23 protein-coding genes are annotated in these 23287 nt (G+C 61.8%); 21 read left to right on the forward strand and 2 right to left on the reverse strand.

Going from position 1 to position 23287, the window contains the following annotated elements; translation table 11 throughout:
• Positions 1 to 315: 315 nt before the first annotated feature.
• The 16 genes from NKI41_RS09765 (at position 316) to NKI41_RS09840 (ending at position 13989) form a co-directional block, all read left to right on the forward strand.
• Positions 316 to 450 (forward strand): hypothetical protein, encoded by a 135-nt coding sequence (locus NKI41_RS09765; RefSeq protein WP_292655342.1) that lies wholly within the window; start codon positions 316 to 318, stop codon positions 448 to 450.
• A 103-nt stretch (positions 451 to 553) separates the two neighbouring features.
• Entirely contained in the window at positions 554 to 841 is a 288-nt protein-coding gene (locus NKI41_RS09770; protein ID WP_254817185.1) for a Dabb family protein, read from the forward strand.
• 306 nt (positions 842 to 1147) lie between these two features.
• The gene (locus NKI41_RS09775) at positions 1148 to 2035 is read left to right on the forward strand and encodes a VOC family protein (protein ID WP_352541999.1); all 888 of its coding nucleotides are present in this window, start codon (positions 1148 to 1150) and stop codon (positions 2033 to 2035) included.
• Positions 2032 to 2883, forward strand: coding sequence for a 3-deoxy-8-phosphooctulonate synthase (gene kdsA, locus NKI41_RS09780; RefSeq protein ID WP_352542000.1), 852 nt, complete (start codon positions 2032 to 2034; stop codon positions 2881 to 2883). The genes NKI41_RS09775 and kdsA overlap by 4 nt, the downstream gene beginning before the upstream one ends.
• Before the next feature lie 121 nt (positions 2884 to 3004).
• Positions 3005 to 3370: a PRC-barrel domain-containing protein gene (locus NKI41_RS09785; RefSeq protein ID WP_023675091.1), complete on the forward strand. Its 366-nt coding sequence runs from the start codon at positions 3005 to 3007 to the stop codon at positions 3368 to 3370.
• 402 nt (positions 3371 to 3772) lie between these two features.
• Positions 3773 to 5047 carry a phosphopyruvate hydratase gene (gene eno, locus NKI41_RS09790; RefSeq protein ID WP_352471834.1) on the forward strand — a complete coding sequence of 425 codons (1275 nt, stop codon included), beginning with the start codon at positions 3773 to 3775 and terminating at the stop codon, positions 5045 to 5047.
• A gap of 134 nt (positions 5048 to 5181) precedes the next feature.
• Positions 5182 to 5502, forward strand: a complete 321-nt coding sequence (locus NKI41_RS09795; protein WP_023675088.1) for an FtsB family cell division protein — start codon at positions 5182 to 5184, stop codon at positions 5500 to 5502.
• Positions 5503 to 5673: 171 nt separating this feature from the next.
• Positions 5674 to 6714 (forward strand): pyruvate dehydrogenase (acetyl-transferring) E1 component subunit alpha, encoded by a 1041-nt coding sequence (gene pdhA / locus NKI41_RS09800; protein WP_352502934.1) that lies wholly within the window; start codon positions 5674 to 5676, stop codon positions 6712 to 6714.
• A gap of 15 nt (positions 6715 to 6729) precedes the next feature.
• Positions 6730 to 8133 (forward strand): pyruvate dehydrogenase complex E1 component subunit beta, encoded by a 1404-nt coding sequence (locus tag NKI41_RS09805; protein ID WP_352542001.1) that lies wholly within the window; start codon positions 6730 to 6732, stop codon positions 8131 to 8133.
• An 18-nt stretch (positions 8134 to 8151) separates the two neighbouring features.
• Positions 8152 to 9528: a pyruvate dehydrogenase complex dihydrolipoamide acetyltransferase gene (locus NKI41_RS09810; RefSeq protein ID WP_352682703.1), complete on the forward strand. Its 1377-nt coding sequence runs from the start codon at positions 8152 to 8154 to the stop codon at positions 9526 to 9528.
• A gap of 17 nt (positions 9529 to 9545) precedes the next feature.
• Positions 9546 to 9965 carry a hypothetical protein gene (locus NKI41_RS09815; protein ID WP_352448942.1) on the forward strand — a complete coding sequence of 140 codons (420 nt, stop codon included), beginning with the start codon at positions 9546 to 9548 and terminating at the stop codon, positions 9963 to 9965.
• Complete coding sequence (locus tag NKI41_RS09820) at positions 9962 to 10600, forward strand: SGNH/GDSL hydrolase family protein (protein ID WP_352502931.1); 639 nt, start codon at positions 9962 to 9964, stop codon at positions 10598 to 10600. Before NKI41_RS09815 ends, NKI41_RS09820 begins: the two co-directional genes overlap by 4 nt.
• Positions 10601 to 10611: 11 nt before the next feature.
• On the forward strand, positions 10612 to 12057 hold the full coding sequence (lpdA, locus tag NKI41_RS09825; protein WP_352471838.1) for a dihydrolipoyl dehydrogenase: 1446 nt from the start codon (positions 10612 to 10614) through the stop codon (positions 12055 to 12057).
• Between the two features lie 99 nt (positions 12058 to 12156).
• On the forward strand, positions 12157 to 12414 hold the full coding sequence (locus tag NKI41_RS09830; RefSeq protein ID WP_292655302.1) for a GlsB/YeaQ/YmgE family stress response membrane protein: 258 nt from the start codon (positions 12157 to 12159) through the stop codon (positions 12412 to 12414).
• Positions 12415 to 12551: 137 nt separating this feature from the next.
• Positions 12552 to 13517: a lipoyl synthase gene (gene lipA / locus NKI41_RS09835; RefSeq protein ID WP_352471839.1), complete on the forward strand. Its 966-nt coding sequence runs from the start codon at positions 12552 to 12554 to the stop codon at positions 13515 to 13517.
• A gap of 10 nt (positions 13518 to 13527) precedes the next feature.
• On the forward strand, positions 13528 to 13989 hold the full coding sequence (locus NKI41_RS09840) for a type II toxin-antitoxin system RatA family toxin (RefSeq protein WP_352471840.1): 462 nt from the start codon (positions 13528 to 13530) through the stop codon (positions 13987 to 13989).
• On the opposite strand, the gene NKI41_RS09845 is transcribed toward NKI41_RS09840, so the two are convergent.
• Positions 13965 to 14474, reverse strand: a complete 510-nt coding sequence (locus NKI41_RS09845; protein ID WP_352682705.1) for a CinA family protein — start codon at positions 14472 to 14474, stop codon at positions 13965 to 13967. The genes NKI41_RS09840 and NKI41_RS09845 overlap by 25 nt on opposite strands.
• Positions 14471 to 15691, reverse strand: a complete 1221-nt coding sequence (locus tag NKI41_RS09850; RefSeq protein WP_352682707.1) for a bifunctional 2-C-methyl-D-erythritol 4-phosphate cytidylyltransferase/2-C-methyl-D-erythritol 2,4-cyclodiphosphate synthase — start codon at positions 15689 to 15691, stop codon at positions 14471 to 14473. The genes NKI41_RS09845 and NKI41_RS09850 overlap by 4 nt, the downstream gene beginning before the upstream one ends.
• 181 nt (positions 15692 to 15872) lie before the next feature.
• Between NKI41_RS09850 and dusB the strand changes: the two genes are divergently transcribed.
• From dusB to ntrX, 5 genes are all read left to right on the forward strand, one after another.
• Entirely contained in the window at positions 15873 to 16898 is a 1026-nt protein-coding gene (gene dusB / locus NKI41_RS09855) for a tRNA dihydrouridine synthase DusB (RefSeq protein WP_352682709.1), read from the forward strand.
• Complete coding sequence (locus tag NKI41_RS09860; RefSeq protein WP_023675075.1) at positions 16895 to 18037, forward strand: two-component system sensor histidine kinase NtrB; 1143 nt, start codon at positions 16895 to 16897, stop codon at positions 18035 to 18037. Before dusB ends, NKI41_RS09860 begins: the two co-directional genes overlap by 4 nt.
• Positions 18034 to 19494, forward strand: coding sequence for a nitrogen regulation protein NR(I) (gene ntrC / locus NKI41_RS09865; RefSeq protein ID WP_023675074.1), 1461 nt, complete (start codon positions 18034 to 18036; stop codon positions 19492 to 19494). Before NKI41_RS09860 ends, ntrC begins: the two co-directional genes overlap by 4 nt.
• 128 nt (positions 19495 to 19622) lie before the next feature.
• The gene (locus NKI41_RS09870; RefSeq protein WP_352502927.1) at positions 19623 to 21908 is read left to right on the forward strand and encodes a sensor histidine kinase NtrY-like; all 2286 of its coding nucleotides are present in this window, start codon (positions 19623 to 19625) and stop codon (positions 21906 to 21908) included.
• The gene (gene ntrX / locus NKI41_RS09875) at positions 21898 to 23259 is read left to right on the forward strand and encodes a nitrogen assimilation response regulator NtrX (RefSeq protein ID WP_352471845.1); all 1362 of its coding nucleotides are present in this window, start codon (positions 21898 to 21900) and stop codon (positions 23257 to 23259) included. The genes NKI41_RS09870 and ntrX overlap by 11 nt, the downstream gene beginning before the upstream one ends.
• Positions 23260 to 23287: the final 28 nt, after the last annotated feature.

The following is a 23287-nucleotide window of genomic DNA, read 5'->3' on the forward strand; positions in this document are numbered from 1 at the left end:
ACGGCCAATCCGTTTGAGACAGGGGGCCTCTTCAAGCAGGTGGTGCGAAACGCCGCTTGACGGCGGCATGACCGGATCCAGCGCGTCCGTCGAAATCCCGCCGGAATAATGGTGTGGCAGTCGGTCGATCGAGGCGGGAAGCGGTCGTCGAAGCCGAGCGGGGTTATCTTTCCAAGGCGCCCTGTGGCGGTAGCGCCATTCTGGCCAGCAAGCATCGCAGCAGACAGACCACAAAGGCCATTAAATTCGGGGAAGGGTCCCCAGCAGCGTTGGAATCGCTATGGTTGCAACCGTCCATATGCGCTAGTTTTAGTCATGCGTTATGTCATCGTCATCACGACCGTCACCTTTTTCCTGATCTGGGACGGCATTTACAACCAAGGCCGCTACCTCGACAGGACGGTCAGGGAGGTGACCCGCATCGTGCACTATGTAACGAGCATGGTGTAGTTTCTCTTCGCACCTACGGTTCGCAGACGCGACAAACCTGCCGATTGACGGCACGCTGCCGCTGACACAAAAGAACGCCGGTCCAACGGTCGAGGAGGCTGGGTTGATCCGGCATATCGTTTTCTTCAGCGCACGGCATAAAGCGGATGTCGAGGCAGTGCGCACGGGCCTCCTGGCGCTTGGCAAGATACCTCATTCGCGTCATTTCGAGGTAACGCTCAACACCAAGGTCGACCCGCTCTCGGATGAGATCGATGTGGTCGTCTACGCCGAGTTCGAGGACGAAGCGGCGCTCGCCGCCTACAAGGCGCATCCGCTCTATGCAGAGACGACCAGCCGGGTCAAACCTCTGCGCGAATTACGCTATTCGGCCGACATCGTTGCAAGTTGACCGCCTCCCAAGGCAGATTTGACGTCGCGGAGGGGCTCCGCGCCGTAGCCCGCTTCACTCCGTCTGAGCCGCGGAGGTTTCGGTCGGATCGACGCCCGGCCGCTTTGGCGCGTTCCAGATCAGCACGGCGATAACTGCTATCGCAATAACGGCTAGGGCGATGAAAAGGTCTCTTCCCATAGCAATGAGCTAGGATGATTTTTGCGGGCGGCAAGTCGGCTCCTCGCGGCCGAGGCCTGCGATCGCCGCTGAGGCACCGGCTAAGCCCTTGAACCATTTTCAGGAATGAGGCACATCGCGCGGGACATGACCGAAAACACCCCCGCAAGGCCTCATCCGCTCGATCACCTGGTGCTGCCGACAGCAAGCCTCGATGTTGCGCGGGCGCGCTTGGCCCTGCTCGGCTTTACCGTTGCGCCGACAGGTATCCACCCTTTCGGAACGCAAAACTGCTGTGTCTTTCTCACCGACGGCACCTATCTCGAGCCGCTCGCGGTCGCTGACCGGCAGGCCGTGGCAACGGCGATCGCGAACCGCAATGTCTTTGTCGTGCGTGATCGCACGTATCGCGAAGAAAACGGCGATGAAGGATTTTCTGCCGTGGCGCTGGGCACCGAAAGCGCCGCCGCGGACCACGCGCGCTACATGGAAGCCGGTCTGTCGGCGGGAGACGCGCTAAGCTTTTCGCGCGCCTTCACCGATGCGGCGGGAAAGAGCGATACCGCATCGTTCAAACTGGCCTTCGCGGCTACAGGCAAGACAGCGGACGCTTTTCTCTTCGCCTGCGAGCGGATCAATGCGCCGAACGTCGACCGCACTGCGTTGCAGGCCCACGCTAATGGCGCAACCGGCATTGTCGAAGTCGTGGCAGTCACTGGCGAACCTTTCGAACAAGGCCGTTTGATTTCGATCGCAGCCGGAATCGAGGCGCAGGGCGGCGGCACTGTCTATGAGCTACCGAATGCCGTCGTGACCGTTCTGGATCCTGCAGCCTATTCGGCACGCTTCGGCATTCCTGCCGGCGCACCATCTGAACTCCGCTTTGCCGGGATCGTCTTTTCGATTAGGCACGGCGATGCCGTCGCCAAGCTGCTTGCAGCCAATTCTGTGGAACACCACATGCGCGGCGGTGATACCATCGTGCCGCCGGCGCCAGGGCAGGGCGCAGCCTTCATTTTCCGGGAGATCGCATGAACAAGCTCAATCCACTGATGCCGAACTCTTCCGTTGCGGTCGGCAAAGTCATTTTCGGCAACAGCGCGCCCCTATCGCTGATCGCTGGTCCATGCCAGCTGGAATCGCGGCAGCACGCTTTCGACATGGCCGGTGCGCTAAAGGAATTGACCGACAGGCTCGGCATTGGGCTCGTCTACAAGACCAGCTACGACAAGGCCAATCGCACCTCGCTTGGCGGCACGCGCGGCGCGGGACTTGAAGCGGCAATGCCGATCTTCGACGACTTGCGCAAGAATTTTGCCTTGCCGATCCTGACCGACGTCCACACTGAGGAACAATGCGCGATCGTCGCGCTTCATGCCGATATCCTGCAGATTCCTGCCTTCCTCAGCCGCCAGACCGATTTGCTGATTGCTGCGGCAAAAACCGGCAAGGTGGTCAATGTGAAGAAGGGGCAATTCCTCGCGCCGTGGGACATGAAGAACGTCGTCGCCAAAATCATCGGCTCCGGCAACGCCAATGTCTTGGTCACCGAGCGCGGCGCATCCTTTGGTTACAACACCCTGGTGTCCGACATGCGGGCGCTGCCGATCATGGCCGAGATCGGCGCGCCGGTGATTTTCGATGCCACCCATTCCGTGCAGCAGCCGGGTGGGCAGGGCGGTTCGTCTGGAGGCGACCGGCGCTTTGTCGAGACGCTGGCGCGCGCGGCCGTCGCGGTTGGCGTCGCCGGCGTCTTCATCGAGACGCACCAGGACCCCGACAACGCGCCTTCCGACGGTCCCAACATGGTGCCGCTAAAGGATCTTCCCGCATTGCTTGAACGGCTGATGGCGTTCGATCGCGTTGCCAAAAGCGTGGGTTGAACCAGCAGTTGCGCCACAGCAGCGCCGCCAGGAAACTTTGAAGAATTTCGAACCTGCCTGGAACCTTAGCCCGCGGCCCTCATTGTCAAAATCTAATGTCAACGACGACGAGGAGCACACCATGACGACCCAGACGGGACACACCGAAGCCATCGCCGCTTCGCGGGTTATCGGCACATCGGTCTACAATACGGAAGGCACTCATATCGGCGACATCGAGGACGTCATGCTCGACAAGCTGTCGAACGGAATCATGTTTGCCGTGATCGGTTTTGGTGGATTTCTCGGCATCGGCGAGAAATACCACGCCATTCCGTGGGCGAGCCTTGACTATGACGAGAACAAGGGCGGCTATGTCGTGCCGTTCACCAAAGACCAGCTGATGGCCGCTCCTTCCTATTCGATCAACGAGTTGACCGGCGCCGACGGCGAGGCCGCGCGTGATGCCTCATATAACTACTACAAGGTCGAGCCTTACTGGCACTGACCTTACTGGCACTGACTAAGTCTCCTGGAATCAAAAAGGCCCCCGGGAAATCGGGGGCCTTTCGATGTGGCGGGATGCTACTGCGCAATCTGCAGGGCCGGCAAAGGCGACGATCCCTGCGGGGGTTGCTGATTGTCGCACGACGTCAGGAACGCAGCCGCGATCAGGAATAAACTCACAATACCGCTCAACTGGGACATGGCGAAACTCCTCCTGTTTCGCCCCGCGCGACAACAGCCATAAACCAGAAACCGGCATGCCGCGTATGACAAATGATGACAGCGCTTCGTGCTTCGTGAATCCGTAGCGCACGGGCAATATTTGCAAGTGCCCCGATTGCGTTTTGCGGCGCTTTGGCTAAGAGGTGCGCGACGCTTCAATCGATCAATCGGGGACATCGCAATGACGGCCATCATCGACATTGTCGGGCGTGAAATCCTGGACAGCCGCGGAAATCCGACCGTCGAGGTCGACGTCGTGCTCGAAGACGGCTCGATGGGTCGCGCCGCGGTGCCGTCCGGCGCCTCGACCGGCGCGCATGAGGCGGTCGAACTGCGCGATGGCGGCCCCCGCTATCTCGGCAAGGGCGTGCTCACGGCGGTCGAGGCGGTGAACGGCGAGCTGTTCGAGGCGATCGGCGGCATGGAGGCAGAGAATCAGATCCATATCGACCAGACCATGATCGAGCTCGATGGTACGCCCAATAAGAGCCGGCTCGGCGCCAATGCCATCCTCGGCGTGTCGCTGGCTGTGGCCAAGGCTGCGGCCGAAGCGGCCGACCTGCCGCTCTATCGTTATGTCGGCGGCACCAAGGCCCATGTGCTGCCGGTGCCTATGATGAACATCATCAATGGCGGCGCGCATGCCGATAACCCGATCGATTTCCAGGAATTCATGATCCTGCCGATCGGCGCGCCGACGCTGCGCGACGGCGTGCGCTGGGGCTCGGAGATCTTTCATACGCTGCGAAAGAAGCTGAAGGACGCCGGCCATAACACCAATGTCGGCGACGAGGGCGGCTTTGCCCCCAACCTGAAGAGCGCGCCGGCCGCGCTCGACTTCATCATGGAATCGATCGAGCAGGCTGGCTTCAAGCCCGGCGAGGAGGTTGCGCTGGGCCTCGACTGCGCGGCGACCGAATTCTTCAAGGATGGCAACTACGTCTATGAAGGCGAGAGGAAAACCCGCGACCCGAAGGTGCAGGCCAGATATCTGGCCAAACTTGCTGCCGACTACCCGATCATCACCATTGAGGACGGCCTGGCGGAGGATGACTGGGACGGTTGGAAAATACTGACCGATCTCATCGGCAAGCAAACGCAGCTGGTTGGCGACGATCTGTTCGTCACCAACACGGCGCGGCTGCGCGACGGCATCCGCATGGGCGTCGCCAATTCGATCCTGGTCAAGGTCAACCAGATCGGCTCGCTTACCGAAACGCTCGACGCCGTCGAGACCGCGCACAAGGCCGGCTATACCGCGGTGATGTCGCACCGCTCGGGCGAGACCGAGGATTCGACCATCGCCGACCTCGCCGTTGCTACCAATTGCGGGCAGATCAAGACGGGCTCGCTGTCACGCTCGGATCGCATGGCCAAGTACAACCAGCTCATCCGCATTGAGGAGGAGCTCGGCAAGCAGGCGCGATATGCCGGCAAGTCGATCGTGAAAAGCTGATTTCGAGAGAAAATCCGTGGCGGCGAGGGCGGGGACATTCCCGCCCTTTTTTGCTTCCTGGCTCTGAATCCAACAGGCTGTAACCGTCCATTAAGCACAATCGGGCGACAAAGGCGGCGTAGAGGATTCGGACCATGTGGACACGCCAGCACAAGCAAAGAAACACCGGCCGGCTGATCATCCCCTCGCTCTGCGTGGTGTTCCTGACTTATTTCGGCTTCCATGCCTATCATGGCGAGTTCGGCATCTATTCCAAGTATCAGCTCGAAGCTGAGACTGCCGAATTGCAGGGCAGGCTCGATGCCGTCAGGGCGCGCCGGATCGATCTCGAGCGCCGCGTTCAGCTGATGCATGAGGGCACCCTGGAGAAGGACATGCTGGACGAGCAGGCGCGCAAGGCGCTTAATCTGTCCCACGCGGACGAGATCACCATCATGCTGCCGGTTGCAAGATAACCGGATTTCAGTTAATCGGTGATATTTGCAATGATTTTAATTGCTTAGATGCATGACAGCCATGCGTTTTCGGCATGGCGAAAGCCTTCCCTGCATGTTAGCCTGCCTCAAATCGGTGGGAGAACTGATCTCCCTCGCTGTCCGCCAAGAGACGCCAACAGGGAGTGATGCATGGCCACCGCCACCAGAAAAGCGCCTGCCAAATCCAAATCGGACGGCAAAACGCCGGGCCTTTCCACCCCAAAGCCTGTTGAATTCACCAAAGACCAGGAGCTTGCCGCCTACCGGCGCATGCTGCTCATCCGCCGCTTCGAGGAAAAGGCCGGCCAGCTTTACGGCATGGGCTTCATCGGCGGTTTCTGCCACCTCTACATCGGGCAGGAAGCGGTCGTTACCGGCATGAAGATGGCGCTGATCGATGGCGACCAGATGATCACCGCCTATCGCGACCATGGTCATATGCTGGCCATGGAGTTGTCGCCGCGCGGCGTCATGGCCGAACTGACCGGGCGCCGTAGCGGCCTGTCCAGAGGCAAGGGCGGCTCGATGCACATGTTCTCCAAGGAGAAGCATTTTTACGGCGGCCACGGCATCGTCGGCGCGCAAGTGTCGCTCGGCACCGGCATTGCGTTCGCCAACCGCTATCGAGGCAACAACAATGTGACGCTGACCTATTTCGGCGATGGCGCGGCGAATCAAGGCCAAGTCTACGAAAGCTTCAACATGGCCTCGCTGTGGAAGCTTCCGGTGATCTACATCATCGAGAACAACCGCTACGCCATGGGCACCTCGGTCTCGCGCTCGTCGGCCGAGACGGATTTCTCGCACCGCGGCGCGTCCTTCAAGATTCCAGGCATCCAGGTCGACGGCATGGATGTGCGCGCTGTAAAGGCAGCCGGCGACCTCGCCGCCGAATGGTGCCGCGCCGGCAACGGGCCGCTCATTCTCGAAATGCAGACCTATCGTTACCGCGGCCATTCGATGTCGGATCCGGCTAAATACCGCTCCAAGGAAGAAGTGCAGAAAATGCGCTCCGAACGTGACCCGATCGAGCAGGTCAAGGCGCGGCTGCTCGATAAGAAATGGGCAAGCGAGGACGAACTCAAGGCCATCGACAAGGAAGTCCGCGACGTTGTCGCCGACGCCGCAGAATTTGCCCAGAACGACGCGGAGCCAGATCCGTCCGAGCTCTGGACCGACATCGTACTTTAACGAGAGGGCAAGGACATGCCGATCGAAATTCTCATGCCCGCCCTCTCGCCGACCATGGAAGAGGGTAATGTTTCGAAGTGGTTGAAGAAAGAAGGCGACAAGGTCGCGGCCGGTGACGCCATTGCCGAAATCGAGACCGACAAGGCAACGATGGAAGTCGAAGCCGTCGACGACGGCACGCTTGCCAAGATCGTGGTTCCTGCCGGCACCGAAGGCGTCAAGGTCAACACACTGATCGCTGTGCTGGCCGTCGATGGCGAAGACATCGACGAGGCGGGCGAAGGCATCGGCGAGGAGGCTGTCGTGTCGCAAGCGGCAGCGCCCGCGGCTGCTCCGCCCCCCGTTGCTGCTCCGGCCAAGAGCGAAGCGGCAGCACCTGTTGCCGCCGCACCCAGGCTGGAAATTGCCGCCGATCCGGACATCCCGGCCGGCACCGAAATGGTCTCGACCACGGTGCGGGAAGCGTTGCGCGACGCAATGGCTGAGGAAATGCGCCGCGACGGCGACGTCTTCGTCATGGGCGAGGAAGTCGCCGAGTACCAGGGCGCCTACAAGATCACACAAGGCCTGTTGCAGGAATTCGGTCCGCGGCGCGTAGTCGACACGCCGATCACCGAGCACGGCTTTGCCGGCGTTGGTGTTGGCGCGGCGATGGCCGGCCTGAAGCCGATCGTCGAATTCATGACCTTCAACTTCGCCATGCAGGCGATCGACCAGATCATCAATTCAGCCGCCAAGACGCTCTACATGTCCGGCGGCCAGATGGGCGCCCCGATCGTCTTTCGCGGCCCGAACGGCGCGGCTGCCCGCGTCGCCGCGCAGCATTCGCAATGCTATGCCGCCTGGTACAGCCATGTTCCCGGGTTGAAGGTGGTGATGCCCTATACCGCCGCCGACGCCAAGGGTCTGCTCAAGGCGGCGATCCGTGACCCGAACCCGGTCATCTTCCTCGAGAACGAAATCCTTTACGGCCACTCCTTCGACGTGCCGAAGATGGACGATTTCGTGCTGCCGATCGGCAAGGCGCGCATTCACAAATCCGGCAAGGACGTGACCATCGTCTCGTTCGGCATCGGTATGACCTACGTGATCAAGGCCGAGGCGGAGTTGCGCGGCATGGGCATCGATGCCGAGATAATCGACTTGCGCACCATCCGCCCGCTCGACTTCGACACGATCATCGCCTCGGTCAAAAAGACCAATCGCCTCGTGGTGGTCGAGGAAGGCTTTCCGCAGAACTCGGTCGGCGACCATGTCGCCAATCAGGTCTCGCAGCGCGCCTTCGATTTCCTCGATGCACCGGTCATTACAATTGCCGGCAAGGACGTGCCGATGCCCTATGCGGCGAACCTCGAAAAGCTGGCGCTGCCCAATGTCGGCGAGGTCGTCGAGGCGGTCAAAGCCGTCACGTATCGCTGAGCAGGGCGGGAGGACAAAATGCCGATCAACATCACCATGCCGGCGCTTTCGCCCACAATGGAAGAGGGCAACCTTTCCAAGTGGCTGGTCAAGGAAGGCGACAAGGTCTCGCCGGGCGACGTGATTGCCGAGATCGAGACGGACAAGGCAACGATGGAAGTCGAAGCCGTCGACGAAGGCACGGTCGCCAAGCTGGTGGTTCCGGCCGGCACTGAAGGCGTCAAGGTCAATGCGCTGATCGCGGTGTTGGCGGCTGAGGGCGAGGATGCGGCGGCCGCCGCGAAAAGCGGTGACGGCGCCGCGCCGGCAAAGGCTGAGGCTCCGAAAGCGGAAGCCGCCAAAGCGGAAACATCAAAACCCGAAGCGTCGAAGCAGGAGCCTGCCGCACCTGCGCCTGAGGCGGAAGCGGTGCCGGTCGCCAACGGCCACGCAAACGGTGAGCGCATCTTCGCCTCGCCGCTGGCCCGGCGCATCGCCAGCGAAGCTGGTATAGATGTCGCGGCGCTGACAGGCTCCGGCCCCCGCGGCCGCGTGGTAAAGGCCGATGTCGATGCCGCAATTTCCAGTGGCGGCGCCAAGGCGGCACCAGCAGCAAAAGCGGCGCCCGCTGGCGCTCCGGCACCTGCGGCCGCAGCGCCCAAGGCAATGTCGGACGAGCAGGTGCTCAAACTGTTTGCCGAAGGCTCCTACGAGCTGGTCCCCCACGACAATATGCGCAAGACCATTGCGCGGCGGCTGGTCGAGGCCAAAACCACCATCCCGCATTTCTATCTGACGCTCGACTGCGAGCTCGACGCGCTTCTGGCCCTGCGCACGCAGATCAATGCGGCCGCCCCGGTGAAGAAGACCGAGAAGGGCGAAACGCCGGCCTACAAGCTTTCGGTCAACGACATGGTCATCAAGGCTCTGGCCATGGCGCTGATGGCGGTACCGGACGCCAATGCGTCGTGGACAGAAAACGCCATGGTCAAGCACAAGCATGCCGATGTCGGCGTTGCCGTATCGATCCCCGGCGGCCTGATCACCCCGATCATCCGGCGTGCCGACGAAAAGACGCTGTCCGTCATCTCCAACGAGATGAAGGATCTTGCCGGCCGCGCCCGTAGTCGCAAGCTGAAACCGGAAGAATATCAGGGCGGCACCACGGCGGTGTCCAATCTCGGTATGTTCGGCGTCAAGGATTTTTCTGCCGTCATCAACCCGCCGCATGCGACGATCCTGGCGGTCGGCGCCGGCGAGCAACGCGCAGTGGTGAAGAACGGCGAGATCAAGATCGCCACGATCATGTCGGTGACGTTGTCGACCGATCACCGCGCCGTCGACGGTGCGCTCGGCGCCGAGTTGCTCGTCGCCTTCAAACGCATGGTCGAAAACCCGATGGGCATGCTGGTTTAAGAGAGGGGAACAGGGCGGTGCGGAAATTCTTCACCAGCCTTTTTGCCTTTTTTCTTTCCGGTTTGGCGGGCGGATTGGTGGCGCAGTGGCTCGCCGTCGCCACCAATGCCGACGTAGAGTACATCCTTGTGTTCATGATCTCGGTTCTCGTCACCGTCCTCGTGACGGTCGCGTTCTTCATCGCACAATTCATGTCGGACCCACGACGGGCAACAAAGCTGACGGCGACCATAGGGGTAGCGTTTTTTGTGCTCGTTGGAGTTGCCCTGATCGGCTGGACTTTCTCCCAGCCCCCAGGCAAGAGCCAGTGGTCGGGCGATCTTCCCGTAGTCGCCGGTCTCGTTCTGCCGGGCATCGCTACAGTGCTGGTCCAGTGGCTTTTCGTGCGCTGGCGATTGGCGCGCTCGCAACCAGGTTTCGGCGGGGCAGGCACATGAAGACGGTCCTCTGCTACGGCGATTCGCTTACCTGGGGCTATGACGCGGCAAACCTCGGCCGTCATCCGCCGGCGGATCGCTGGCCGAGCGTGCTGCAGGCAACATTGGGCAGCGGCGTCGAGGTCATCGCCGAAGGCCTGAATGGCCGAACCACCGCCTTCGACGATCACTTGGCCGGGGCGGACCGCAATGGCGCAAGGCTGTTGCCAACAATCCTGACGACGCACGCACCGATCGACTTGATCGTCATCATGCTCGGAGCCAACGATATGAAGCCGTGGATTCACGGTAATCCGGTCGCGGCCAAACAAGGCATGCAACGCCTGATCGACATCGTGCGCGGTCACGATTACCCGTTCGATTGGCCGGCGCCGCAGATCCTGATCGTCGCGCCGCCCGTAGTCAGCCGCACGGAAAACGCCGAGTTCAAGGAAATGTTCGCCGGCGGCGATGACGCGTCAAAGCGGCTGGCGCCGCAATATTCCGCCCTTGCCGACGAGGCCGGCTGCGGCTTCTTCGATGCCGGCACGGTGGCCAAAACCACGCCGCTCGACGGCGTCCACCTGGACGCGGAAAACACGCGGAACGTCGGGCAAGCGCTGGCGCCGCTCGTGCGCCTCATGTTGGAATTGTGAAGGAGAAAGCCGTGGCTGAGAACTACGACGTCATCATCATCGGCTCCGGCCCCGGCGGCTATGTCACTGCAGTGCGTTCGGCCCAGCTTGGCTTCAAGACGGCGATCGTCGAGCGCGAGCACTTGGGCGGCATCTGCCTCAACTGGGGCTGCATTCCGACCAAAGCGCTGCTGCGCTCCGCCGAGATCATGCACTATTCGGATCATCTGAAGGACTACGGCCTGAAGATCGATGGCAAGGTCAGCGTCGACACAGCCGCCGTCGTCGATCGCTCGCGAAAGGTCTCGCTGCGGCTCAACGGCGGCGTCGGCTTCCTGATGAAAAAGAACAAGGTTGACGTCATCTGGGGCGAAGCCAAGCTGACCAAACCTGGCGAGATCGTCGTGTCGAAATCGTCGAAGAAGCCGATGGAGCCGCAGCCGCCGGCGCCCAAGGGCGTCAAGGGCGAGGGCACCTACAGCGCCAAGCATATCATTCTGGCGACCGGAGCGAGGCCGCGCGCATTGCCCGGCATCGAGCCGGACGGCAAGTTGATCTGGACCTATTTCGAGGCCATGGTGCCGAAAGAGATGCCGAAATCGCTGCTGGTGATGGGCTCGGGCGCCATCGGCATCGAGTTCGCCTCGTTCTACCGCACCATGGGCGCCGAGGTGACGGTGGTCGAACTGCTGCCGGCTGTGATGCCGGTCGAGGACGCCGAGGTCTCGAAATTCGCGCAGAAGCAGTTCGAGAAGCAGGGCATGAAGATCATTCTAGAAGCCAAGGTGACCAAGGTCGAGCAGGGCACTAACTCGGTCACGGCGCATGTCGAGATGAAGGACGGCAAGGTCGAGAAGATCACCGCCGATCGTATGATCTCGGCCGTCGGCGTACAGGGTAACATCGAAAACCTCGGCCTCGAGACGCTCGGCGTGAAGACGGACCGCGGTTGCGTCGTCGTCGACGGCTACGGCAAGACAAATGTGCCGGGCGTCTACGCCATCGGCGACGTTGCCGGACCGCCGATGCTCGCCCACAAGGCCGAGCATGAGGGCGTGGTCTGTGTGGAAAAGATCGCCAATTTCCCCGGCGTGCATGCCATCGACAAGCTGAAGATCCCGGGCTGCACCTATTGCAATCCGCAAGTCGCCTCGGTCGGACTGACGGAAGCCAAAGCGAAAGCCGATGGCAAGGACATCCGCGTCGGCCGCTTCCAGTTCGCCGCAAACGGCAAGGCGATTGCGCTGGGCGAAGACCAAGGTTTCGTCAAGACCATTTTCGACAAGAAGACCGGCCAGTTGCTGGGTGCCCACATGGTCGGCGCAGAAGTAACCGAACTGATCCAGGGCTTCGTCGTGGCGATGAATCTGGAGACCACCGAGGAAGAGCTGATGCACACGATCTTCCCGCACCCGACGCTGTCGGAGATGATGAAGGAGAGTGTACTCGACGCCTATGGTCGCGCACTGAATGCATGATAAATTAGTTGGGGCGAGTCTCACACGGAAGACACAGAGGAACTCGACGGCAGAGCAATTCGTTTCGCAGGCATCATCCATCATACAAGGAGAGGGCATATGGAAATGAACGGCGTGGGCTGGGTTGCAGCCATCATCATCGGTGGCCTGGCGGGGTGGCTGGCCGAGATGGTCATGAAGAGCAATACCGGCATCCTCATGAACATCATTCTCGGCATTGTCGGCGCAATCGTGTTGAACGCCATCTTGCAGGCCCTGAACATCGGCATCTTCGGCGTCGGCTGGATAGCCTATCTGATCACCGGCTTCATCGGTGCCTGCATTCTGATTGCGGTCGGACGACTGGTGCGCCGCTAACCTCTGTCGGCACTTGCTATGCGAAAAAGGTCACCGCGGCATGCGTGATCGCGGCCTTTTTCTTTTCGCCGAAAAGTCCTAGATGACGTGGGTAGAGCGAGCGCTGGACAAGCGCTTGCCAATGAGCCGGGTTTCACATGGTCACCGTCCTCGACACGATTGCCAATGCGCCGCGCCTGCGGCATCCCGAAAAGGCGCACAAGCCGGATCAGGACGTACTGCGCAAGCCTGACTGGATCCGCGTCAAGGCGCCGATGTCGAAAGGCTATGCCGAGACGCGCGAAATCGTGAAGTCTCACAAACTGGTGACGGTTTGCGAAGAGGCGGGCTGCCCCAATATCGGCGAGTGCTGGGAGAAGAAGCACGCCACCTTCATGATCATGGGCGAGATCTGCACGCGGGCCTGCGCCTTTTGCAATGTCGCCACCGGCATCCCGACCGCACTCGATCCCGACGAGCCGGCGCGCGTCGCGCATGCGGTCAAGCAAATGGGCTTGAGCCATGTCGTCATCACCTCCGTCGATCGCGACGATCTGGCCGACGGCGGGGCCCAGCATTTTGCTGATGTCATCCGTGCGATCAGGGCAGCAACCCCGTCGACGACGATCGAAATCCTGACGCCCGATTTCCTGCGCAAGGACGGTGCGCTGGAGATCGTGGTGGCGGCCAGGCCGGATGTTTTCAACCATAATCTCGAGACCGTGCCGTCTAACTATCTGACGGTTCGGCCGGGCGCGCGCTATTTCCACTCGATCAGGCTCTTGCAGCGGGTCAAGGAGCTTGACCCCTCGATCTTCACCAAGTCCGGCATCATGGTCGGCCTTGGCGAGGAGCGGAACGAAATTCTGCAGCTGATGGACGATTTGCGTTCGGCCAATGTCGACTTCATGACCATCGGCCAATATCTGCAGCCGTCGAAGAAGCACCATCCGGTGATCCGCTTCGTCACGCCGGAGGAATTCAAGTCCTTTGAGACGATCGGCAGGACCAAGGGCTTCCTGCTGGTAGCGTCGAGCCCGCTGACGCGCTCGTCGCACCATGCCGGGGACGACTTTGCCAGGTTGCGCGCGGCGCGCGAAGCGTTTCTCAAAAAGTCCGCCTAACACTGGTTTTATGCCACAATTCGAAGCCCATCGCCGCGTTGCGCATACGCCGGAGCAGATGTTCGCTCTGGTCGCCGATGTCGAATCCTATCCGCAATTCCTGCCGCTTTGCGAGGCACTGACGGTTCGCTCACGCAAGGAACGCGACGGGCGCACCTTGCTCATCGCCGACATGAGCATCGGCTACAAGGCGATCCGCGAGACCTTTACCACGCAGGTGCTGCTGAAGCCGGACGAGAACGCCATAGATGTCAAATACATCGACGGCCCTTTCAAATATCTGAGCAATGTCTGGCGCTTCGACCCGGCGGACGGCGCTGGTTGCAACGTCTGCTTCTTTATCGACTACGAGTTCAAGAGCCGCATTTTGGGTGCGTTGATGGGAACCATGTTCGACCGCGCCTTCCGCATGTTCTCCGAGGCGTTCGAGAAACGGGCCGAAATCATCTACGGCGCGCCATCGACGGCCTGATCCGCAGCGAGCGCGCGCAGACCCAGTTCAAGCGCATGACGGACCGTCTCCCTGCGGATGTAATCGCGGCCCTTGTCGGCGAACAGCTGGCATTCGCTGACTACCGGCCGGCCAGCCACGGCAACGCCGAACCAGACCAGGCCGACAGGTTTTTCCGCCGAGCCGCCGTCCGGACCGGCGATGCCGGTCACCGCCAGGGCGAGCCCGGCCGGCGAATGCGCCAAGGCTCCGGCCGCCATCTCCACCGCAGTCTCGCGCGAGACCGCGCCGTGCGCCTCGAGCGTAGCGGCCGAGACGCCGAGCATCTCGGTCTTGGCCTGGTTGGAATAGGTGATGAAGCCGCGATCGACCACCGCGGAAGAGCCGGCGATGTCGGTCAGCGCGGCGATGATCATGCCGCCGGTGCAGCTCTCCACCGTCGCCAGCATCATGCCGCGCTGCTGGCAGGCCTTAAGCAGGGCATCTGCGAGACCGCTATTGCTCATTCAGGGACATCCCCTGGAAACACAACGCTGGCAGTCGCGATGGCCGCTATGCCTTCCTCACGGCCGACGAAGCCGAGCTTCTCATTGGTTGTCGCCTTGATCGAGATGCGATCGCGCGAAATTCGCAGCATTGCCGAAAGCGCTTCGGTCATGGCCTCGCGATGCGGGCCGACGCGCGGCGCCTCGCAGATCAGGGTGATATCGGCGTTGGCGATGCGTCCGCCGCGCGCGCGCACCAGCCTCACCGCGTGTTCGACGAAGATGCGTGAAGCGGCCCCTTTCCACTGCGGGTCGGAGGGCGGGAAATGCGTGCCGATGTCACCGGCGCCGCAGGTGGCGAGCAGGGCGTCGGTCAAGGCGTGGAGACCGACATCGGCATCCGAATGGCCGGACAACTTCCTATCGTGTGGAATGGCGACGCCGCACAGGGTGACATGGTCGCCGGGCACGAACGCATGGACGTCATAGCCATTGCCGGTTCGGATGTCGGGAAAACGCGGGGCGCTGGAAAGCCGCTGATCCGCCATTGCAATATCCCGTGCCCAGGTCAGTTTGACGTTGTCCGGCGAGCCGGGAACGATCTTCACCGGAATATGCGCCCATTCGGCGATTGCCGCATCGTCGGTGAAATCCGCTTTGCCCAGATGATGAGCCTTTTCGTGCGCAGCCAGGATCGGCCAGAACGGAAAGCCTTGCGGTGTCTGTGCGGCATGAAGCCCGGCCCTGGACACGGTTTCGCCGATCATGCCTTCGGCCGTTTCGCGCTTGAGCGTATCGGCAACCGGCAAGGCAGGCAGTGCCCCCTGGCGCTCGCCAATGGCGGCGATCGTGCGGTCTATCAGTTCCGCATCGACAAACGGCCGGGCCGCATCATGGATCAAGACCCGGCCCGGCGCATTGCTTCTCAACGCCAGCAGTCCAAGGCGGACGGACTCCTGCCGTGACGTACCGCCGGTCACCGCGACGACACGGTCGGCGTTCGCACCGGCCGCACGGCGGAAAAGCGCGCCGTCGTCGGCATGGATAGCAACGACGACAGGTCCAATCTTCGGATGCGTCAGAAAGGCGCCGAGCGTGCGTGCGATAACGGCGCCGCCGCCGATTTGCTGGTACTGCTTCGGCCCCTTGGCCTGTCCGGCGCGCGCGCCGCGGCCGGCAGCAACGATGACCACGGCGACCTTGTCGTCCGCAGCTTGCTTTTCGCTCGCATCTCTCATGCCGAGACGCTTAACGCATGATCCCGAAAAGTGGTATCGCTTTTGGAAGACCCAGGATTGATGCGGTGCAGCGATCCGTATTTTTCCCAAATGCGCCTTAATGTCACGACATTGCGCGTTGCACATTGCCGCCGTTCTGGCTAGAGAATGTGCAGCAACCGAAGGTGCTTGGTTTTTGTGCATGCCTGATGTGACCAAATTGGCTTCGCCGCTGGATGTGGGTGGCGTGAGAATCCGCAATCGCGTATTTCTCGCGCCCATGTCGGGCATCACCGACGAACCGTTCCGGCAACGCGCCCATGCGCATGGCGCCGGGCTGGTCGTATCGGAAATGGTGGCGAGCGGCGAGCTTGCAAAGGGCAGGGCTGGTTCCGGCCTGCGCATCCGTCATTCCGGGCTGCCTGTCCACATGGTCCAGCTTGCCGGCCGTGAGGCGGCGCACATGGCCGAGGGCGCGCGAATCGCAGCCGGCGAAGGCGCCGACATCGTCGACATCAACATGGGCTGTCCGGCCAAAAAGGTGACGGGCGGCTATGCCGGTTCGGCACTGATGCGAGATCTCGACCACGCGCTGTCGCTGATCGAAGCGGTAGTCGGCGCGGTCGACGTGCCGGTCACGGTCAAAATGCGGCTCGGCTGGGACGAAGGCGCGCTCAACGCGCCGATGCTGGCGCGACGCGCCGAGCAGGCCGGGGTGATGATGGTGACGGTGCATGGCCGCACACGTTGCCAGTTCTATCAGGGCACGGCCGACTGGCGTGCCATCGCACGCGTCAAGCAGGCCGTCTCGATCCCTGTGGTTGCCAATGGCGATGTCGGCTCGCCGGCGGAGGCTGCGTCGATCCTTGACCAATCCGGCGCCGACGCGGTGATGATCGGCCGTGCGCACTATGGCGCGCCGTGGACCGCCGGCAGCATTGTAGCGGCCGCGTTGGCCGAGCCGGTATCCGGCATGCCGGAAAGCCCGCAACCGCTGACCGATTACGTCATTGCCCATTACGAAGACATGCTGACGCTCTATGGCGTGGAAAGCGGATTGCGCCAGGCGCGCAAGCATCTCGGCTGGTATCTCGACCGCCACGCCGCCACAAGCGACGACCGGCGCAAGGCCATACTCACGTCTTTCGAGCCTGGGCGCGTCATTTCCTTGCTGCGCGACGTATTTTCAAGCGCTCCCGAAGCAGCGAACCTGCGGAGTGCGGCATGAACGCCACCGTCACACAGAGCACGGATATGGCGGACGCCGCGCATATTGTGCTCAACACCATTCGTCGGCCGGTGATCATGGTCGATCCGCAAGGCTTCATCACCTTCGCCAATGCCGATGCCGAGGATTTTTTCCGTTCGAGCGCCACGATGCTCGCCCGCAACACGCTGCACAAGCTCATTCCTTTCGGCAGCCCGCTGCTGACGCTTGTCGACCAGGTGCGCGAGCGCCGGGCGCCAGTCAACGAATACCGGGTGGACGTGTCGTCGCCGCGGCTCGGCATCGAGAAGGTGGTCGATCTCTACGTCGCGCCTGTGACGGAATTTCCAGGCTCCGTCGTGGTAATGTTCCAGGAACGCTCAATGGCCGACAAGATCGACCGGCAGATGACGCATCGCGGTGCGGCGCGCTCGGTCACCGGCCTTGCCGCGATGCTTGCCCATGAGATCAAGAACCCGCTGTCCGGCATTCGTGGTGCCGCGCAGCTGCTTGAACTGTCGGCGTCCGACGAGGATCGCGCACTGACCAGGCTGATCACCGACGAGACCGACCGCATTGTCTCGCTGGTCGACCGCATGGAGGTGTTTTCGGACGAGCGGCCGATCGACCGCTACCCCGTCAACATCCATGTCGTGCTCGACCATGTCAAGGCAATCGCCAAGAACGGTTTTGCCAAGAGGATCAAGATATTAGAGGATTATGATCCATCATTGCCTCCGGTTTTTGCCAATCGCGACCAGCTCATCCAGGTGTTTCTCAATCTGGTAAAAAATGCCGCCGAGGCGATCGGCAGCGATCCGCAGGGCGAGATCATGCTGTCGACCGCCTTCCGCCCGGGCATCCGTGTTTCCGTGCCCGGAACGCAGGACCGCGTGTCGCTGCCATTGGAATTCTGCGTGCGCGACAACGGTTCGGGTGTCTCCGAGGATATCCTGCCGATCCTGTTCGATCCCTTCATCACCACCAAGCCGAACGGCTCCGGTCTCGGTCTGGCGCTGGTCGCAAAGATCGTCGGCGAGCATGGCGGCATCATTGAATGCGAATCGACGCCGCGCGGGACCACCTTCCGTATCCTGATGCCGGCGTGGAAAGAAACTCAGTTTGGCACCGACGACGACGGTGAAGGAGACCGCAAATGACCGTTCGCGGCAATATTCTCGTCGCTGACGACGATGCGGCCATCCGCACGGTCCTCAACCAGGCGCTTTCGCGCGTCGGCCACGACGTGCGCGTCACCTCCAATGCCTCGACGCTGTGGCGCTGGGTGGCGGCGGGCGAGGGCGATCTGGTCATCACCGACGTTGTCATGCCTGACGAGAACGCCTTCGACATGCTGCCGCGCATCAAGAAGGCGCGACCGGAACTGCCGGTCATCGTCATGAGTGCGCAGAACACGTTCATGACAGCAATTCGTGCCTCCGAAACCGGGGCCTACGAGTATCTGCCGAAACCGTTCGACCTGACCGAGTTGCTCAACATCGTCAACCGCGCTCTTTCCGAACCGCGGCGGCCGAAGATCGATACGCGTGCCGACGAGCCGCCTGAAACGATGCCGCTGGTCGGCCGCTCGGCGGCCATGCAGGACATCTACCGCATGCTGGCGCGCATGATGCAGACCGACCTGACGGTGATGATCTCGGGCGAATCGGGTACCGGCAAGGAACTGGTGGCGCGCGCGCTGCATGAATATGGCCGCCGCCGAGGCGGTCCCTTCGTTGCCATCAACATGGCGGCGATCCCACGCGACCTGATCGAATCGGAACTATTCGGGCACGAGAAGGGCGCCTTTACCGGCGCACAGAACCGCTCCACTGGCCGTTTCGAGCAGGCCGAAGGCGGCACGCTGTTCCTCGACGAGATCGGCGACATGCCGATGGAAGCGCAGACGCGGCTGCTGCGTGTGCTGCAGCAGGGCGAATACACCACGGTCGGCGGCCGCACGCCGATCAAGACCGACGTGCGCATCGTCGCTGCCACCAACAAGGACCTGCGCACGCTGATCAATCAGGGGCTTTTCCGCGAGGACCTGTTCTACCGCTTGAACGTTGTGCCGCTCAGGCTGCCGGCGCTGCGCGAGCGATCGGAGGACATTCCGGACCTCGTCCGGCACTTCTTCAAGCTCGGCGCCAGTGAAGGCCTGCAGACCAAGCGCATTTCCACCGGCGGCATCGAGCTGATGAAGCGCTACCCATGGCCGGGTAATGTGCGCGAACTCGAAAATCTCATCCGCAGGCTGGCCGCACTGTATTCGCAGGACGAGATCTCCGCGGAGATCATCGAGGCGGAGTTGAAGACCGGCGAAAGGCCTGTCGTTCCAGGTGGCGGCAACCTCATTCCCGACGACCTTTCCATCGGCCAGGCGGTGGAGCATTTCCTGCAACGCTATTTTGCCTCGTTTGCCGGCGACTTGCCCCCGGCCGGGCTCTATCAGCGAATCCTCTCCGAGGTCGAATATCCGCTGGTCCTCGCCTCGATGACCGCAACGCGCGGTAACCAGATCAAGGCTGCGGAATTGCTGGGCCTCAACCGAAACACGCTGCGCAAGAAGATTCGCGAACTCGGCGTCAACGTCTACAAGTCGTCCAGGCAGGTCTAGACGAATCCCTTTAAGAGCGCTTTCCAGGGGATCGATTGCCGAAAGATTTCCGTCTCGGCCACACTTGTTGCATAATCGCCACAATGCGTTGCATACATCCGACGCAATCACTGGCTCTAGACGGCGACATGGCCCTGCACGCACCGACACTGAGCAAATCGCTTTTCAGCAATACCGGCGCGCGAGACGGTCGCCGGCTGCTTGCGCTGCCGGGCGTGATCGCCGTTGCCGGTGCGCTGGTGACGGCGGCGATCTCCTTCGCCATTCTGGTCGGCGCGACGCCGATCACGCCCGACGCGAGGACGACGCTGGCGCTGATTGCGCTTAATGCGGCGTTCGTCCTGTTTCTGATCTTGCTGGTCGGCCGCGAGGTGCATCGCATCCTGATGGCACGCCGGCACGGCAAGGCTGCGTCGCGCCTGCATGTGCGCATTGTGGCGATGTTTGCGCTGGTCGCCGCCATCCCCGCGATCATGGTGGCGATCATCGCGTCGATCACGCTCGACATCGGCCTCGACCGCTGGTTCGAGATCCGCACCAAGACGATCGTCAATTCGTCGTTGTCGATCGCCGACGCCTATGTGCAGGAAAACGCCCGAAATCTTCAGGGCACGACGTTGTCGATGGCTTACGACCTCGACGCTTCGCGCACGCTCTACGGCCTCGATCGTACCGGTTTTCTCGACCTCATGAACAAGGAGGCGGTGGGACGCTCGCTGGCGCACGCAGCACTCATCAAGCCCGATGGTTCCTTCGTTATGAGCGCCAAGACCGACGCGGACTTTGCCATGCCGGAGCCGCCTGAGGGCGCCGTGGCAAGCGCTGCCGACGGCAAGCCGGTGCTGATAGAGCCGCGCACCCGCAACATCATGGGTGCCATCGTCAAGCTGCGCGAGATCGACGGCCTCTATCTCTACACCATTCGCCTCGTCGATCCCGAGGTGATAAAGGCGCGGCAGATCGTCAAGTCCAACACCGCCGAATATCGCGGTCTCGAAGACAATCGCCGCACCTCGCAAGTGGCTTTCGCGCTTCCCTATCTGTCGCTGACGCTGATCATCATCCTGTCCGCCATCTGGACCGGCATTGCGGTGGCCGACCGCCTGGTGCGGCCCATTCGTCAGCTCATCGGCGCGGCCGACGAGGTCGCTACCGGCAATCTCGACGTGGCCGTGCCTGTCCGCCCCTCCGACGGTGACGTCGCCTCGCTCGGCGACACCTTCAACAAGATGCTGATGGAGCTGAAATCGCAGCGCAACGAGATCCTGTCGGCCAAGGATTTGATCGACGAGCGGCGGCGCTTTTCGGAGGCGGTGCTTGCCGGCGTCACCGCCGGGGTCATCGGCGTCGATCCATATGGCATCGTCACCATCGTCAACCGTTCGGCGGAAACGATGCTGGCCATATCCGCCACGGCAGCGCTTGGGCAGAACCTTTCGGCCGTGCTGCCGCATGTCGGCCGCGTCTTCGAGATCGGCCGCAAGTCGGGCAAGCCGGTCTATCGCGAACAGGTCACCTTCTATCGTGCCGGCACTGAACGGACCTTCAACGTACAGATCACGATCGAAGCCGGCGACGACGGTTCGGAGGATAAATCCTACGTCGTTACAGTCGATGACATTACCGATCTGGTCCAGGCACAGCGTTCCTCCGCATGGGCCGACGTGGCGCGACGCATCGCCCACGAGATCAAGAATCCACTGACGCCGATCCAGCTTTCGGCCGAGCGTATCAAGCGGCGTTACGGCAAAGTCATCACCGAGGACCGTGAGGTTTTCGATCAATGCACCGACACCATCATCCGGCAAGTGGAGGACATCGGCCGCATGGTCGACGAGTTCTCGGCGTTCGCCCGCATGCCGAAACCGGAAATGAAGGCCATCGATCTGCGCGATTCGTTGCGCGAAGCCTCGTTCCTGGTCGAAGTGAGCCGGGCCGACATCACCTTCGAGCGCGTCTTCGGCAATGAGCCGCTCAAAGGCACGTTCGACAGCCGGCTGATGGCGCAGGCTTTCGGCAACGTCATCAAGAATGCTGCCGAAGCCATCGACGGACTTGATGCAGAGGATCGTCCGCACGGCATAATCCGGATTCAAGCCGGGCGTCAGAATGGCGCGATTCGAATCGACGTCATCGACAACGGCAGGGGCTTGCCGCGCGAGAACCGGCAGCGCTTGCTCGAGCCTTACATGACGACACGCGAGAAAGGCACCGGGCTTGGCCTCGCTATCGTCAAGAAGATCGTGGAGGACCATGGCGGGCGACTCGAATTGCACGATGCACCAGCGGACTTCCACGATGGGCGGGGTGCAATGATCAGCATCATCCTGCCGGTTGCCGCCACCGTTCCGGTACGCGGCGAGGGCAAGACGGAACACGAAAAAGAAACTGAAAAGGTCGGTAATGGCGTCTGATATTCTCATCGTCGATGACGAGGAAGACATCCGCGAACTCGTCGCCGGTATCCTGAGCGACGAAGGTCACGAAACACGCACGGCGTTTGATGCCGACAGCGCGCTGGCGGCGGTCGCCGACCGGGCACCCAGGCTGATCTTCCTCGACATCTGGCTGCAGGGCTCGCGGCTCGATGGCCTGGCCTTGCTGGACGAGATCAAGACGATGCACCCGAACCTGCCGGTGGTAATGATCTCGGGCCACGGCAACATCGAAACGGCAGTCTCGGCCATCCGCCGCGGCGCCTATGATTTCATCGAAAAGCCATTCAAGGCCGACAGGCTGATCCTCATTGCCGAACGGGCGCTCGAAACCTCCAAATTGAGACGCGAGGTTTCGGATCTCAAGCTGCGCAGCGGCGAGACTTTCGACCTCATCGGCATGTCGTCGGCAATGAGCCAATTGCGCCAGACCATCGAGCGCGTCGCGCCGACCAACAGCCGCGTCATGATTATCGGCCCCTCCGGCTCGGGCAAGGAACTGGCGGCGCGCGCCATCCACGCACTGTCGGCGCGCAAGAGTGCACCGTTTGTGACGCTGAGCGCCGCCAACATCACGCCTGAGCGTATGGAGATCGAGTTGTTCGGCACCGAATCGAACGGCGTCGAACGCAAGGTCGGCGCGCTGGAGGAAGCCCATCGCGGCATTCTCTACATCGATGAAGTGGCCGACATGCCGCGTGAGACGCAAAACAAGATCCTGCGCGTGCTGGTCGAACAGCAGTTCGAGCGGGTAGGGGGCACCAAGCGGGTCAAGGTCGACGTGCGCATCGTCTCGTCGACCTCGCAGAACCTGGAAGCCATGATCGCCGACGGCCGTTTCCGTGAGGACCTTTATCATCGCCTGGCCGTGGTTCCGGTCATGGTGCCGGGACTGGCCGAGCGTCGCGAGGACATTCCTTATCTAGTCGACAATTTCATGAAGCAGATCGCTCGCCAGGCCGGCATCAAGCCGCGCCGCATCGGCGACGACGCGCTGGCTGTGCTGCAGGCGCACAACTGGCCGGGCAACGTTCGCCAGTTGCGCAACAATGTCGAGCGGCTGATGATCCTGGCGCGCGGCGACGATGTCGATGCGCCGATCACCGCCGACCTCTTGCCTGCCGAGATCGGCGACGTCATGCCTCGCACTCCAAACAAGTCCGATCAGCACATAATGGCGCTGCCGCTGCGGGAAGCGCGCGAACAATTCGAAAAGGATTATCTGATCGCCCAGATCAACCGTTTTGGCGGCAACATCTCGAAGACGGCAGAGTTTATCGGCATGGAACGCTCTGCATTGCACCGCAAGCTGAAGTCGCTGGGCGTCTGACAGCCAAACCAGTCGTGGCCCACGCAAT

Source organism: Mesorhizobium sp. M0601 (assembly GCF_040320845.1).
Classification (GTDB): Bacteria; Pseudomonadota; Alphaproteobacteria; order Rhizobiales; family Rhizobiaceae; genus Mesorhizobium.